The 14,711-nt window shown below is 50.4% G+C and carries 11 protein-coding genes; 5 read left to right on the top strand and 6 right to left on the bottom strand.

Going from position 1 to position 14,711, the window contains the following annotated elements:
* Positions 1-55 precede the first annotated feature (55 nt).
* Positions 56-1,945 (top strand): molecular chaperone HtpG, encoded by a 1,890-nt coding sequence (gene htpG / locus ACYVI9_RS14885; RefSeq protein WP_460765873.1) that lies wholly within the window; start codon positions 56-58, stop codon positions 1,943-1,945.
* A 99-nt stretch (positions 1,946-2,044) separates the two neighbouring features.
* On the opposite strand, the gene ACYVI9_RS14880 is transcribed toward htpG, so the two are convergent.
* The gene (locus tag ACYVI9_RS14880; protein WP_460765870.1) at positions 2,045-3,616 is read right to left on the bottom strand and encodes a M56 family metallopeptidase; all 1,572 of its coding nucleotides are present in this window, start codon (positions 3,614-3,616) and stop codon (positions 2,045-2,047) included.
* Positions 3,616-3,990: a BlaI/MecI/CopY family transcriptional regulator gene (locus tag ACYVI9_RS14875; protein WP_460765867.1), complete on the bottom strand. Its 375-nt coding sequence runs from the start codon at positions 3,988-3,990 to the stop codon at positions 3,616-3,618. The genes ACYVI9_RS14880 and ACYVI9_RS14875 overlap by 1 nt, the downstream gene beginning before the upstream one ends.
* Before the next feature lie 227 nt (positions 3,991-4,217).
* Here ACYVI9_RS14875 and ACYVI9_RS14870 point away from each other — a divergent pair, with 227 nt between their 5' ends.
* Positions 4,218-4,958 (top strand): SDR family oxidoreductase, encoded by a 741-nt coding sequence (locus tag ACYVI9_RS14870; protein WP_460765864.1) that lies wholly within the window; start codon positions 4,218-4,220, stop codon positions 4,956-4,958.
* Positions 4,959-4,977: 19 nt separating this feature from the next.
* A complete protein-coding gene (locus tag ACYVI9_RS14865; protein WP_460765862.1) occupies positions 4,978-5,892 on the top strand; it encodes a helix-turn-helix domain-containing protein in 915 nt (304 codons plus the stop codon).
* Between the two features lie 25 nt (positions 5,893-5,917).
* Here the strand turns inward: ACYVI9_RS14865 and ACYVI9_RS14860 are convergent, their stop codons facing one another.
* The 4 genes from ACYVI9_RS14860 to rpsO form a co-directional block, all read right to left on the bottom strand.
* Positions 5,918-6,304, bottom strand: a complete 387-nt coding sequence (locus ACYVI9_RS14860) for a DUF3037 domain-containing protein (RefSeq protein ID WP_460765859.1) — start codon at positions 6,302-6,304, stop codon at positions 5,918-5,920.
* Positions 6,282-7,067, bottom strand: a complete 786-nt coding sequence (locus ACYVI9_RS14855; RefSeq protein WP_460765856.1) for a HipA family kinase — start codon at positions 7,065-7,067, stop codon at positions 6,282-6,284. The genes ACYVI9_RS14860 and ACYVI9_RS14855 overlap by 23 nt, the downstream gene beginning before the upstream one ends.
* Positions 7,068-7,210: 143 nt before the next feature.
* Positions 7,211-9,391 carry a polyribonucleotide nucleotidyltransferase gene (gene pnp / locus ACYVI9_RS14850; protein ID WP_460765853.1) on the bottom strand — a complete coding sequence of 727 codons (2,181 nt, stop codon included), beginning with the start codon at positions 9,389-9,391 and terminating at the stop codon, positions 7,211-7,213.
* A 211-nt stretch (positions 9,392-9,602) separates the two neighbouring features.
* On the bottom strand, positions 9,603-9,872 hold the full coding sequence (rpsO, locus tag ACYVI9_RS14845) for a 30S ribosomal protein S15 (RefSeq protein ID WP_460765851.1): 270 nt from the start codon (positions 9,870-9,872) through the stop codon (positions 9,603-9,605).
* A 281-nt stretch (positions 9,873-10,153) separates the two neighbouring features.
* Here rpsO and ACYVI9_RS14840 point away from each other — a divergent pair, with 281 nt between their 5' ends.
* Together ACYVI9_RS14840 and ACYVI9_RS14835 are read left to right on the top strand one after the other, a co-directional pair.
* Complete coding sequence (locus ACYVI9_RS14840) at positions 10,154-13,135, top strand: SusC/RagA family TonB-linked outer membrane protein (RefSeq protein WP_460765848.1); 2,982 nt, start codon at positions 10,154-10,156, stop codon at positions 13,133-13,135.
* A gap of 31 nt (positions 13,136-13,166) precedes the next feature.
* Complete coding sequence (locus tag ACYVI9_RS14835; RefSeq protein ID WP_460765846.1) at positions 13,167-14,702, top strand: RagB/SusD family nutrient uptake outer membrane protein; 1,536 nt, start codon at positions 13,167-13,169, stop codon at positions 14,700-14,702.
* Positions 14,703-14,711 lie beyond the last annotated feature (9 nt).

The raw sequence follows: 14,711 nt of genomic DNA, 5'->3' as shown, positions 1-14,711 counted from the left end.
ATAGAATCCAGCATACAATAGATCATTCACCCCATATATTATTAAATATTGACTTATGTTAGAACAGGAAAAAGGTAATATTTCGATTCACACGGAGAATATCTTTCCGATCATTAAAAAGTTTTTATACAGTGACCATGAAATCTTTCTGCGCGAACTGGTCTCCAATGCTGTAGATGCCATTCAGAAGGCCAAGCGGCTGGTTTCACTAGGGCAGTTCAACGGTACGCTCGGCGAACCGCTGGTACAGGTAAAAGTGGACAAGGAAGCCAGAACCATCACGATTTCTGACAACGGTATCGGGATGACGGCGGAGGAAGTTAAAAAATACATCAATCAGGTGGCTTTTTCAGGCGCCAGCGAGTTCCTGGAAAAATTCAAGGAAGCCAAGGACGCCCATGAAATCATCGGACAGTTCGGTCTGGGTTTTTATTCCGCCTTTATGGTGGCCGATACGGTGGAAATCCAGAGCCTGAGTTATCAACAGGATGCCGATCCGGTAAAATGGGTCTGTGACGGCTCCACCAGCTATGAACTCAGCGAAGGCAGCCGCAGCCAGCGGGGTACCGATATCATCCTGCATATTAATGAGGAAAACAGTGAATTCCTGGAGGACCATAAGCTGCAGGAGATCCTGAACAAATACGGTAAATTCCTGCCGGTACCCATCCAGTTTGGTATGAAAAAGGAATCTGAGCCGGATGGCGAGGATGAAGAAGGCAAGCCCAAGTACAAGGAAGTGGAGCGACCCAATATTATCAATACTGTGGCTCCCATCTGGACCAAGCCGCCCTCTGAATTAAAGGATGAGGACTACCTGAACTTTTACCAGGAGCTCTACCCCTTTACCGAACCCCCGCTGTTCTGGATCCACCTGAATGTAGACTATCCCTTCAACCTGACCGGTATCCTGTATTTTCCGAAAATCAAGAATGATATTGAAATGCAGCGCAACAAGATTAAACTCTTCAGCCGCCAGGTCTTTATCACCGATGATGTAAAGGATATTGTTCCGGAATTTCTGATGCTGTTACAGGGGGTGATCGATTCGCCGGATATCCCACTGAATGTTTCCCGTTCCTTTCTTCAGGCGGATGGCAATGTAAAGAAGATCAATACTTATATTACCCGCAAAGTAGCTGACAAGCTCGCCGAGCTTTTCAAAAACGACCGCAAGAGCTATGAAGAAAAATGGTCCGATGTAGGCGTATTTGTAAAATATGGCGCCATTTCCGAGCCCAAATTCTGGGAGCGGGCCAAAGATTTTATCCTGTTGCAGAATACCGCCAAAGCCATCAGTACCCTGCCCGAATACCGGGAGAAAGTAGCCGCCAGTCAGACCGACAAGGATGGTAATATCATTTACCTCTATACCCCCAGTCCTGACAAACAGGACAGTTATATCCAGGCTGCCAATAATAAGGGCTACGATGTCCTGCTGCTCGATGGCCCCCTGGACAATCATTTTGTGAGCTTCCTGGAGCGGGAACTGGAAAAGACCCAGATCAAGCGGGTGGATGCCGATGTGATAGAAAAACTGATCGATAAGGACGAGAAAATCGAGAGCAGCCTGAGCGAAGAACAAACCAAGGAATTGGAATCCGTTTATAAGGAAGCCATCCAGAAGCCGGGCATGGAAGTAGTGGTCGAGAATCTGGCTGCAGAAGCCATGCCGGTAACGGTCACCATGGATGAGTTCAGCCGGCGCATGAAGGATATGGCAGCAATGGGTGGTGGTATGAGCTTCTATGGCGCCATGCCCGACCGCTACAAAGTGGCCGTGAATGCCAATAATCCCCTGGCTACCCGCATCCTGGCTGAGTCCGGTGCTGACGCACGCAAAGCGCTGGCGCAGCAGGCTTTTGATCTGGCCCTGCTAGCCCAGGGGCTGCTCACCGGACCGGAGCTGACCGCCTTTGTCGCACGCAGTGTAAAAATGATCTGATAGATCCAAAGGGTCCAGTAAATCCAATAGGTTCATTTAATATTCAGGCCGGGCATTAACGCCCGGCCTGAATCAGTTATAAGAGGTATGGTCCCAGGATTAGTTTTCCGCGGCAGTGGCCTGGTCCGTCGCTCTGAAAGCGATCCGCTCCACTGCCGGCCGGGCGGCGCTAAACTTAATGTGGGTAATAACCGGGGTTGCTGATTTTTTCAGGTCCGAAGCCGGCTTTACGACGCCGGTTTGTGGTGACACCCGGATTGTTGAAACCGGGGTGCCGGCAACCACCGGTTCCTGGGTCTTGCCGGCCGGTGCTGCCCGGATAATTGCAGGTTCACCGACAACGGCCGGCTTCCCATGGAGGCTACCGGAGACCTTCGCAGGTGACCTGTCGCTACCGGATGCATCGGCCGGAGGCACTGCCAGCCGCAGTACGATCTGCTCCTTCCTGTCATTTGTTGCAGCGGCGGTGGCGGCAGGTTGAGCGACAGACGCTGTTGCTTCCCTTTCGAGCTGCAGGCTATTGGCCGAAGTCGATTCTTTTAAGGGTGCCGGTGGTGGCGGCGGGGCGGGCATGCCGGGATCCTGCTTGCGCTTTTTAAACTTCGGCGGTGGTGGGGGTACTACCGTAGCACCATATTTTTTTTCGAAGGCCGCCTGTTGGGCCGGCGTAGTGACTTCTTCTCTAATCGTTTTGCCGTTTTTGTATTTCAGGACGGCCCAGGTTTTGTTTTTGTCACCGGTCATTCGCAAACTTTCTACCCCTTCGGGTAAATGCAACTTCGTGACTACCGGCTCGATGGCAACGGGTGGCGGTGGTGGCGGCTTCTCGGTTTGAGCATAGACGCGCTTACCAAAACTGAATACCAGCAGGGCCAGCAGGCCGGATACGGCAAAGGCCTTACAACCCGCCCTGAACGGATGGCTTTTTTTCTGTAACATAAGAACTCTTTTTTTGATGGTGAAGAAATGGAAACTACTAACCAATGCGGGTGCGGGCTGCGCGCCAGCCCGCCGGACCAGAATCAGTTGATAACTGCGCGGGTCATCAAACTTTTTCAGGACCGCTGCATCGGCCAGAAGTTCATGATTGATTTTTATAGCTTTCTTATATAAGTACAAGAGTGGGTTGAACCAGCACAGCGCGGTGAGCAGCTCCAGCAGGACGATATCCCAGCTGTGCTTTTGCCGGATATGGGCCAGCTCATGCTCCAGCACTTCCGGTTCCATTTCACCGGCCTCCCAGATAGTCCGGTCAATGAAAATATGGTTGAAGAAACTGAAGATGGCCACGGGCGGTTCCATGAGCACCAGGGGCACTCCCTGATAATAGCTGCGGGGATGGCGGCGGGTGGTACGGCGCAGCCGCCGCAGGTTACGGCCAAAACGCAGGAGCAGCAGGGCGCTGATAACAGCCGACAGCCAGACGCATCCCCTGATCAGAAGATCCAGGCTCTGGTCACCGGCATCTGCTGCCTGCAAGCTGTATCCGGACAGGTCTGCCTGCCGGGGAGCGGCTACCTGGATTTCAATCAACGGGATCAGAAAGGGTAAAATCAGGCCCGCCAGCAGGTAAAACCGGTTAAAGACCAGCATTTTTTCCTGACTGAGCAGCCAGTGGTAACCGGCATAAAGCACGGCGCTGCAGGCGATCATTTTTAAGAGGTATTCCATCAGGATTTCTTTTTATGGATTTGTGCGTCAATCAATTTGCGGAGTTCTTCGAGCTGTTCGCGGCTCAGATTGGTTTCCCGGGTGAAAAAGGATGCGAACTGCAGTACCGAATCATCAAAATAATCCTTGATCAGGGAACTGACATGTTTGGAAAAATAAGCTGATTTACGAACCAGCGGATAATACTGCCGGGAATTACCCAGCTGCGTATAACTGATTACCCCTTTATCGGTCATGCGCTTCAGCAGGGTGGCAACTGTGGTGGATGCCGGCCGGGGTTCGGGAAACATTTCCAGGAGCTCTTTCATAAAAGCTTTTTCTTTCTGCCAGATCAATTCCATCAGCTGTTCTTCGGATTTGGATAACTTAATCATTCTACAAATATAGATTTAATTCTACAAATGTAGAATATAAATGCAAAACGCCAAATATTTTTCTTTTTGAGAAAACCACAATTGCTAAGACGGGCTGGAACGCGGATTCCATAAACGGTTGGCGAAACGGTTCTTTTCAATCTATCCGGCTACAAGAATGACCCATCTGGCTACTTTTCGGGGAGCGCATATAGAGAACTTTGCTTTTCAAAACATCAGTAAATCAAATGCAGCAAATCAAAGAAAAAGTAATCGTCGTTACGGGTGCAAGTGCAGGAATTGGAAAAACCATCGCCTTAGCACTCGCTAATAAGGGTGCAAGATTGGTATTAGGCGCCAGGAATACCGAAAGATTAGAAAAAGTAGTTGAAGAAATTTCCCGGACGGGCGGCCAGGCCATCTCCCGCAAAACCGATGTACGCCATAAGGCCGATCTCGGGCAGTTGGTGCAGGCAGCCCTGACGCAATATGGCCGGCTGGATGTTATCGTAAATAATGCGGGCATTGCCCGGCTGAGCCGCATCGATGAATGCGACACAGCGGGTTGGGACGAAATGATCGATATTAATCTCAAAGGGGTTTTGTATGCCATGGCAGCAGTCATCCCGGTTTTTAATCAACAGGGCTCGGGCCATATCGTCAATATTCTTTCCACTTCCGGCATACAGATTACACCTTTGCAGGCGGTCTATGCGGGTACCAAAAACGCGGTGCGCACGATTACCGAAGCCTTCCGCCAGGAATCCGATGGCCGGATACGCATCACCGGCATCTCACCTGGCTATATCAAAACAGATTTTGCCATAAAAAGTGTCCGGACAGAAGCGATGAAAACAGCATTTGCCCAAACAGTCGAGGCGCTGGCCATAGACCCGAAGGCGATTGCCGATGCCGTCATCTACGCCATCAGTCAGCCGGAAGATATTGAAGTGGGTGATCTGGTGATACGGCCCTCAAAACAGAATTGATTACATTAGTAGTAGCAAAATGCAACAATCCGCACCAATTAATCATATTGCCAGCATCTCAGCGCTGGTACGGGAACTGGGTTTACCGGCGCCTTCCCACCCATTGATAACCCTGGTAGATTATGATCAGGATCCGGTTACCATCCTGCCGAAGGGGCAGAAAATAAGCCTGGACATCTATAAAATTTCCTTTAGATCGGGCTTTACGGGACAGACAAAATACGGCCAGGGCTATTACGATTTTGATGCCGGCGGATTGGCATTTTTAAAGCCCGGGCAAATCGCATTTGCACCTGAAGACAAAGAAAGTTATGTTGGATTAGCCCTGTATTTTCATCAAGACTTTATCCGGAATTATCCTTTAGGCCAAGCGATAAGCCAGTACGGCTTTTTCAATTACGATGTTTCAGAAGCCCTGTTCCTGTCTGAAAAGGAAAGGGAAATTATCAGGACCTTATTCAGATCGATGGCCCTTGAACTGGAGAACAATATCGATCGCTTTAGTCAGGATGTGCTGGTATCGCAATTAGAACTGCTGCTGAATTACAGCAACCGATTTTACCATCGCCAGTTTATCACCAGAAAAGCCATCAATCACGAGATCATCACCAAGCTGGATGCCCTCCTGAACCGTTATTTTGATACCCGACATCCTCTAAAAGACGGCCTGCCTGCGGTTCGTGATATCAGTGCCGCCTTACAATTATCACCCCGCTATTTAAGCGACCTGTTGCGCTCCCTGACAGGACTCAATACACAGCAGTATATCCAGCGCGCCATCATTGAAAAGGCAAAAGAAAAACTGGCGACCACCCGTTTATCGGTTGCGGAAATCGCCTATTATCTGGGTTTTGAGCATCCGCAGTCTTTCAGTAAACTTTTCAAAGCCAAGACCCGGATTTCTCCATTGGCTTACCGGCAATCTTTCAATTAAATCAACGGAAAAAATCAGGGGCAGGTCAGTCCACCAGTTCCCGCATCAACTGTTCCAGCTTGGTCAGGCAATCCGGGCTCAGTCCGGGATGCACCCTGGAACACTGGACGATGGTACTTCGGGTGGCGGTCAGCCAGCGAAAACGGGATGGCGGATCCAGCCGGGCAATGGGCGAGGCCGATAGCGGATCTCCGGCAGCAATTTTCTGGAAAGCCTCCAGATGCGCGCTGATGGTCTGCAGGTCCAGCTTCGGATCCAGACAGGACAGTTTGGTGGCGGGTACCTGAATGCGACAGGCAATCAAAGCTCTTTTTTTGCAAAGCAGGATGATCCCTGCATTGACAAATTCCTCCCGTTCTACCCGGGGCACCACGCGGATCACCGCATACTCATATAATTGCAGCTCTGGCATCCTGGGCTTGTTTTACAAATACAACAGATTGTTCCAAACGGGTTTTCAGAAAATTTTTATACACCGCTCTGACGGTAGCGGCATTTCCCTCCGCCTCTTCATAATGCAACCAGTCTTCCGGCAGCGCCTCTATAATATCGTCAATCAGCACCGGGTCCAGCTGTTGCAGGATGTCCTGGTCTGCGGCTTCCAGCAAGGCGGCCTCTTTTAAGAGCACATGATCCTTGATCAGGGCAAAGGGACTGCTGCGCTGGGCCTCCCAACTGCTCCAGTTATGATGAAAGTAGAGGCAGGCTCCATGATCAATTAACCATAGCTCCCGGTTAAAAATCAGCATATTGGTATTGCGTGCCGTACGGTCCATATTCATCAGGTAGGCATCCAGCCAGACAATTTTGGAGGCCAGCATCGCATCGGTCTGCATAACTGCCGGATCATAGCTGATGGAACCACTGAGGTAATGAAGCGCAATATTTATTCCCTGGCTGGCTTTGAGCAGGTCCTGGATTTCTTCATCCCCTTCGGTGCGACCAAATGCGGCATCCAGCCGGGCCAGTACGATTTCCGGGACTTTAAGGCCCAGGGCCCGGGCGATCTCCCCACCGATGAATTCGGCGACCAGGGCCTTGGGCCCCTGCCCTGCCCCCCGGAATTTAAGGGCATAGAGAAATCCGTCGCTGCCTTCAGCAATTGCCGGCAGCGATCCGCCTTCCCTTAAAGGCGTTACATAACGCGTTACATCAATGGTTCTTATTTCAGGCATCGACATCAAAAATAATGGAATTGCCCGGAATCCGGCTACCGGCAACCTATGGTACAGATCGCGCTGGGTAAAAGTCCGGCCCCTCTAAAAAAAGCTGCCCCGGGGGACAGCTTCTATAGATCTTAGTATTTAATTGCTTCGGCTTAGTTATTCTCCGGTGCAGGATGCTCGCCGCCTTCCTGAGGTTTTCTTTCAGGACGGGGGATCAGGGCCTTTCTGGACAATTTGAACTTACCGGATTTGGGATCGGTACCAATCAGCTTCACTTTCATGTTATCACCTTCCTTCACCAGACCATCCAGGGTCTCCAGGCGCTTCCAGCTTACTTCACTGATATGCACCAGCCCCTGTTTGCCGGGCAGGAATTCCACGAAGGCACCAAAAGGAACGACCGATTTCACAACGGCATCATAAACATCACCCACGACAGGAACAGCTACAATGCCTTTGATCCAGTCTTCGGCTTTGACCACGGCTTCTTTTTCCACACCGAAAATGCTGATCTCACCCATCGCGTTCACTTCTTCGATATTGATGGTCGTACCGGTTTCTCTTTGAATTTCCTGTATCACTTTACCACCTGGTCCGATTACCGCACCAATAAATTCCTTATCGATAAACATTTTCACCACGCGCGGTGCATGCGGTTTCACGTCTTCTCTGGCTTCAGGGATGGTCTGGTACATGGCTTCCAGGATATGCAGTCTGCCGGCCTTGGCCTGTTGCAGGGCTTCATTCATTACCTCCATGGAAAGACCGTCCACCTTGATGTCCATCTGTACGCCGCAAATACCATCACGGGTACCGGTTACTTTAAAGTCCATATCCCCCAGGTGATCTTCATCACCCAGAATATCACTTAAGATAGCATATTTATCTTCCTTGGTAATCAATCCCATAGCAATACCGGAAACGTGCTTGGGGAAAGGTACCCCTGCGTCCATCAGTGCCAGTGAACCAGCACAAACGGTAGCCATAGAAGAAGAACCATTGGATTCCAGAATATCACTCACGACCCTCACGGTATAACCGAAATCAGATTCGGCGGGCATCATTTGCTTCAGCGAGCGCATGGCCAGATTGCCGTGCCCCACTTCCCGACGACCCGGTCCACGCATCGGTTTGACTTCACCGGTGGAGAAGGGCGGGAAATTATAATGTAGGATAAATTTGGAATATTTGGAAGTCGCTGCGGTTTCCAGCAGCAGTTCATCCAGTCCGGTGCCCAGGGTAACGGTCGTCAGCGACTGGGTTTCACCGCGGGTAAACAGGGCGGAGCCGTGCGGGGAAGGCAGGGCATCCACTTCCATGTCCAGGGGACGGATCTCATTGAGGGCCCGGCCATCCAGACGCACCCGGTCGTTGAGGATCATGTCCCGGACCACATCATATTGCAGGTCATGGAAATATCTTTTTACCAGGGATTTTTCCAGGTCTCCGAAAGGCGCTTCTTCTGTAGCGGCTTCCTGGAACTGGGTAATCAGTTCTTCCTGGATGGCTGCAAAGCGATCGGTACGATCATGCTTGGCCAGTTTGCCTTTGGCTACTTCCAGTACTTTGTCCTGGGCCAGGCTGTATACTTTTTCCTTAATGGTTTCATCGGTCGGAGGTGCCGTATACTCCCTTTTACCGGCTATACCTTTCAGGTCACGGAGTTCTTCCTGCGCTTTGATCTGCAGGCGGATGGCATCATGGGCCACACCCAGGGCAGCCACCAGGTCTTCTTCTGAACATTCATCAGACTCCCCTTCCACCATCATCAGGTTCTTTTTAGTAGCCGCTACGATAAAATCCATATCGGCTTTTTCCAGTTCACTGCGGGTGGGATTGATTTTGAATGCGCCTTCGATTCTGGCCACCCGTACTTCACTGATAATCTCTTTAATGGGTACATCTGACACCGCCAGGGCCGCAGAGGCAGCCAGACAGGCCATGGCATCCGGCATGATCTCGGGATCGCTGCTGACCAGGGTGATCAATACCTGCACGTCACAGAGATAATCATCCGGGAACAGGGGACGCAGGGCCCGGTCAATCAGCCGGGAAACCAATACTTCATAGTCATTCAGGCGGCCTTCTCTTTTAAAGAAGGACCCGGGGATCCGGCCTGCGGAAGCAAATTTTTCCTGATAATCTACGGTCAGCGGGAAAAAGGACTGCCCTTCCTTGGGTTCCTTATTGGCCACCACCGTCGCCAGCAGCATGGCTTTGCCCATACTAACGGTCACTGAACCGTTGGCCTGGCGGGCCAGCCGGCCGGTTTCGATGGTAATCTCACGACCATCGCCTATATCAAAAGTCTTTCTTATGGATTGTTGTAACATAGCTCTAATTTGAAAATTTATATATGTGACAGGCCGATCAATGCGCCAGGCGCCGGCTGCCGGTTGGACGAAGCAATGCAATCAGGTATACGAAAACTGGTATTCCCAACATGGATCATGTTGGGAATACCAGTATATATATAATGAAGTCTGAACTTTCGAATCAAACCCAGGAATAGAACCGATTCCCAACTGAGATCTCAGCGGGAAATTATTTTCTTAATCCCAGTTTTTCGATCAGGGCGCGGTACCCTTCAAGATTCGTTTTTTGCAGGTAGGCCAATAAGCTTTTGCGCTTGCCTACCAGCTGCATCAGGCCTCTGTGGGAAGAGAAATCCTTCTTGTTTTCCTTTAAATGCGTACTGATCTGGCTGATGCGCTCGGTTAATTGAGCAACCTGGCCCTCAATAGAGCCTGTATTGGCGGTATTTCCTCCAAATTCTTCAAAAATCTTTGCGTTTCTTTCTTTAGTAAGTGGCATACTGTCTTTTTTAAAAAGTCATCCTGTTTTTTGTATCCTGTTGTATTAAGGCCGCAAAGGTAAGGAAATTAATAAAATGCAACAAATATCCGGAAAAATCTGTCGCCCGGTCCCGGAAATTTATTTTTTGGTTCTGGTAATTTTTCAATATTTTTAATGATTAATGTGTAGTTAATACATGAGAATGAGTTGCGTTGCCTGATTTCGCATTGCCAGAGTATTGAAATATCAGTGTCCTAAACCTCAATAAGCTTTGTCATTTTTAAAATCAATTTTTGCGTATGAAACCCAATTTGCTTGTCCAAAGCATGCTATGTCTGGCATGTTTAATGATGTCGTTTTGTGCCCTTGCCCAGACAAAAAATGTCACCGGTAAGGTACTGGACGACAAAAACAACCCTGTAGCAGGTGCTACAGTTGTGGGAAAAAATTCCCAAACGGCCGCCGTCACCGCTGAAGACGGAACTTTTAGCCTCCAATTGCCCGAAACCGAGACCCTCCTGGTCATCTCTTATGTCGGCTATACCACCCAGGAAGTGACCATTACCGATGGGCCGCTGACCATTACCCTTGTCAGTGGCAGCCAGCAGTCCCTGGATGAAGTCGTTGTCATCGGCTATGGTACGGCCCGAAGAAGGGATCTTACCGGCTCGATGGTGACCATCAGTGAAAAGAATTTTAATAAAGGGATCATCACCAACCCGGACCAGCTGATCCAGGGAAAGACCCCGGGTGTGATGGTAATTAATAATACCGGGCAGCCCGGGGGATCAGCCACGGTCCGGATCCGGGGTAATTCCTCGATCCGCGCCGGCAATAATCCCCTGTTCGTACTTGACGGGATTCCACTTTCCGGCAATTCTGCCCGCCCGGGTGGCAGCGGGGGCTTTGGCTCTGATGGCGGCAACCCTTTAAATTACCTGAACCCCGAGGATATTGCCTCGATTGACATCCTCAAGGATGCCTCCGCCACCGCCATCTATGGTTCCCGCGGCGCCAACGGGGTGGTGATTATCAATACGAAAAGGGGTATTTCCGGCGATCCCACGGTGCGGATTTCGACATCGGTAGGTGCTTCCTCCGTTATCAAGACCATGGATGTACTCAGTGCCGATGAGTTCCGGGAAGCCCTGGAAGTCTATACCCCCGGTGATGCGGCGACAGCCGATCTGGGCGGTAATGTCAATGCTTTTGACGCCATCACCCGTGTCGGCATTACCCAGAACCATAATGCCAGTATATCCGGCGGTACCGACAGGGGCCGTTACCGGCTCTCGCTGGGTTACCTGAACCAGGATGGTATTATTGAGAATTCCAATCTTAAAAAATATACGGCCAACCTGAACTCCAGCTTCAAATTCCTGGAATCCAAAAAACTGGGACTGGACCTCAACCTGTTTTTCACCCAGACCAATGAGCGGATCGCTCCCATTGACGTGGGTGTGGGATTTGAAGGCAACCTGATCTCCCAGGCCCTGAACTGGAACCCCACCCGCCCCCTGCGGGATGAGAACGGGGACTTAACCTGGGTTAGTGCCAATGTGATCAACCCGCTGGCCACCCTGCAGGCTTTCAAGGATCTGGCCACCGTCAATACCATTATCGTCAATGTAGCACCTTCCTATAAAATCACCGATTTCCTGGAATACAAACTGGCTTATAGCCTGACCCGCCAGACCGGACTGCGGACCGGGATGTATGATCGGCTGCTGATCAATCCCACCCATACCGAGAAAGGGATGGCCTTCGTGGGCAATAATTCCAATACGGACCAGCAGCTGACCCATACCCTAAGTTTTAATAAGGATATCGCCACCGACCTGAACCTGAATGCCGTGGCGGGTTATGAATACCTGAGTTATGATACCCGCTGGAATTCCGCGTCCGGTTCGGGATATACCTATAAGGGCATTGATTTTTACGATTACCTGGATTATTCCGTGGCTTCCGCCCGTAATATCAATTCCAACCGTTCTCCAACCAATGAACTGCAATCCTTCTTTTTCAGGGCGGGCTTTAACCTTAAGGATAAATACCTGCTGACCGGTACCATCCGCCGGGACGGCTCCACTAAGTTTGGGGAGAATAATAAGTATGCCAATTTCCCTTCACTGGCCTTCGCCTGGAATGCCTACAATGAGGACTTCCTTCAAGGCAGTGCCGTCAGTAACCTGAAACTGCGCATTGGCTGGGGTAAGACTGGTAACAGTGAATTTCCTTCCGGCGCTTCCAAGAACCGATATGAGTTCGGCATGCAGAGCCAGGAGCAGACCAATTTCGGGAACCCCGACCTCAAATGGGAAACTTCTACGACGTATAACCTCGGCGTTGATTTCGGACTGCTGAACAACCGGATCTTCGGTTCTATCGATGTATTTCATAAAACGACCGCCGATGCGCTTTTCGAAAGGACCATCGCCCAGCCGGCGCCCAATGGTAAAATCTGGGTGAACCTGGATGGAGAAGTGGTGAACAAGGGAATAGAAATTAATCTTAACGGCGCCATCGTAAGTAACGATAACCTGCAATGGAACCTGGGTACCAATCTGACCCTGCTGAAAAACAGTGTATCCGGACTGCCGGGATTCTACGAAACAGCGACACTCAGGGGCCAGGGCTTCTCGAATGTTGTAGGTCAGCGCATGGTCAGCGGTCAACCGCTGAATGTCTGGTACCTGGCCATATTTGAGGGCATCGATCCAAGCACAGGGCTGAGTATGTACCGCGCCAAAGACGGTACCATAGGTACGGAAGTGGATCCTGCCCAGAATAAGTTTTATATCAACAGCCCCAACCCGAAAATGCTATTGGGGATTTCTACCGATGTGAGTTATAAGAAGTTTTCGGCTTTTGTCAACTTCAACGGCGCCTTTGGACATTACCTGTTCAATAATACCCTGGCAACTGTGCTGGGCATCAATAACCTGTCGGGTAAGAACATATCTTCTGAATTCTTCCAACCTGAACTGGGGGAAAAAACTTCCAATTCAGCAGCACCTTCCACGCGTTATCTGGAAAAAGGCAATTACCTGAAACTGTCCAATGCCACCCTGAACTACCATCTCGGCGATGTCGGTCGGGCCTTTAAAAATGTCAACATCTCACTGACCGGTCAGAACCTACTGGTATTTACCAACTACAGGGGCTTCGATCCGGAAGTGAATACCGATGGCGGCACCAATGGCATTCCCTCCCTGGGGATCGAATACATCCCCTACCCTTCAGCCAGGACATTTTTACTGGGATTGAATTTTTCTTTATAACCGACCATTGTAAACTATAAAAAATACACAGATGAAAACAATTCTACCATATAGTATATTGACGGTGCTGCTGTTCTCCCTGTTTGCCTGTACCAAGCTGAATGAGGAGTTTCGCAGTAACCTGGAGGAAGGAGATGCCATTAGCGCATCTGAGTTGCTGGTCAGCGCCTACTCCACCCTGAACGGGCCTTATCAGCAGGGCGATCGCTGGTGCATGCAGGAACTCTCTTCTGACGAAGCCATTGCCCCGACCCGGGGTGGTGACTGGGATGATAATGGTCGTCACCGCGCCATCCACCTGCATACCTGGAATGCCGATAATGATTATATGAGCGGATGCTTCAATAGTTTTGGTACCGCCATTTTCCAGGCTTCGAATGTCCTGCGCAATAATCCTACTGAACAACAAGCTGCCGAAGCCCGATTTATCCGGGCCCTGGCCATGTTTGACATGATCGATCTCTGGGGAATAGCCGTATACCGCGAAGACCTGGAAGATTTCCGTAAAGACCCGATTGTGATGACCGCCGCTGAGGGGCTGGATTTTATTATCAGTGAAGTCAATGAGATCATCGGAACATTACCTACAGGCGGGGATGCCTGGGTTGCCAGTAAGAACGCAGCAAGGGTATTGCTGATGAAAGTATACCTGAACCGGGGCGCCTTTATCAACCGGGAAGCCCCCAGCTTCGATGCCGCTGATATGAGTAAAGTTATTGAATTGGCCGATCAGGTTACGGGCTATACCATTGCTGCTGCAGGTAAATACTTTGATAATTTTGCACCCGATAACGATGTAAAATCCACGGAGAATATTTTTACGCTTTACAACAAGGAAGGCGAACGGGGCGGCGGCGTCGGTAACGCCTATAACACGATCGCACACTACAATATGGATCCCGGTGGCTGGAATGGCTGGGCCACCCTGGGTGCATTCTATGACAAGTTCTCCGCTTCAGATGAAAGAAGGGGCATCGATTACCGGTATCCCGCTTTCAACAAACCCAACCCCAAAGGAGCCAGAACCGTGGGCTTCCTGGCCGGTCAGCAATACAACCTGACTACTGGTGCGGCGCTCAATGCGCGCAACCCTTCCAGCCAGCCATTGGTGTTTACCCATGATATTACTATCCGTACTTCGGGCAATACCCTGGAGACTGCCGGAATCCGGGTACTTAAGTATGCTTACGATTATGCTTCACAATCCGGACAGAAAAACAATGACTGGGTGGTCTATCGATATGCTGACGTGGTATTGATGAAGGCCGAAGCCATGTTAAGAGGTGGCGGTGGCAGTGCTGCTGCTGCACTCACCCTGGTCAACTCTATCCGCAGCAAAAGGGGTGCCGGCAACCTGGGCTCCTTAAGCCTGGATGGTCTGCTGGATGAAAGGGGCCGCGAACTCTATTGGGAAGGCTGGAGAAGACAGGACCTGATAAGATTCGGGAAGTTCCTGGATGCCCGTGAGACCAAACCGGCCGATGAAGATAACAAAGTACTGCTCTACGCCATACCGAGCCAGCAACTGGCGGTGAATCCGAGTCTTACACAAAACGAAGGTTTCTAATTTTCAATA

This window comes from Niabella terrae, from assembly GCF_054783135.1.
The sequence above is the reverse complement of the archived record's forward strand: the minus strand, read 5'-3'. Positions and strand labels throughout refer to the sequence as shown.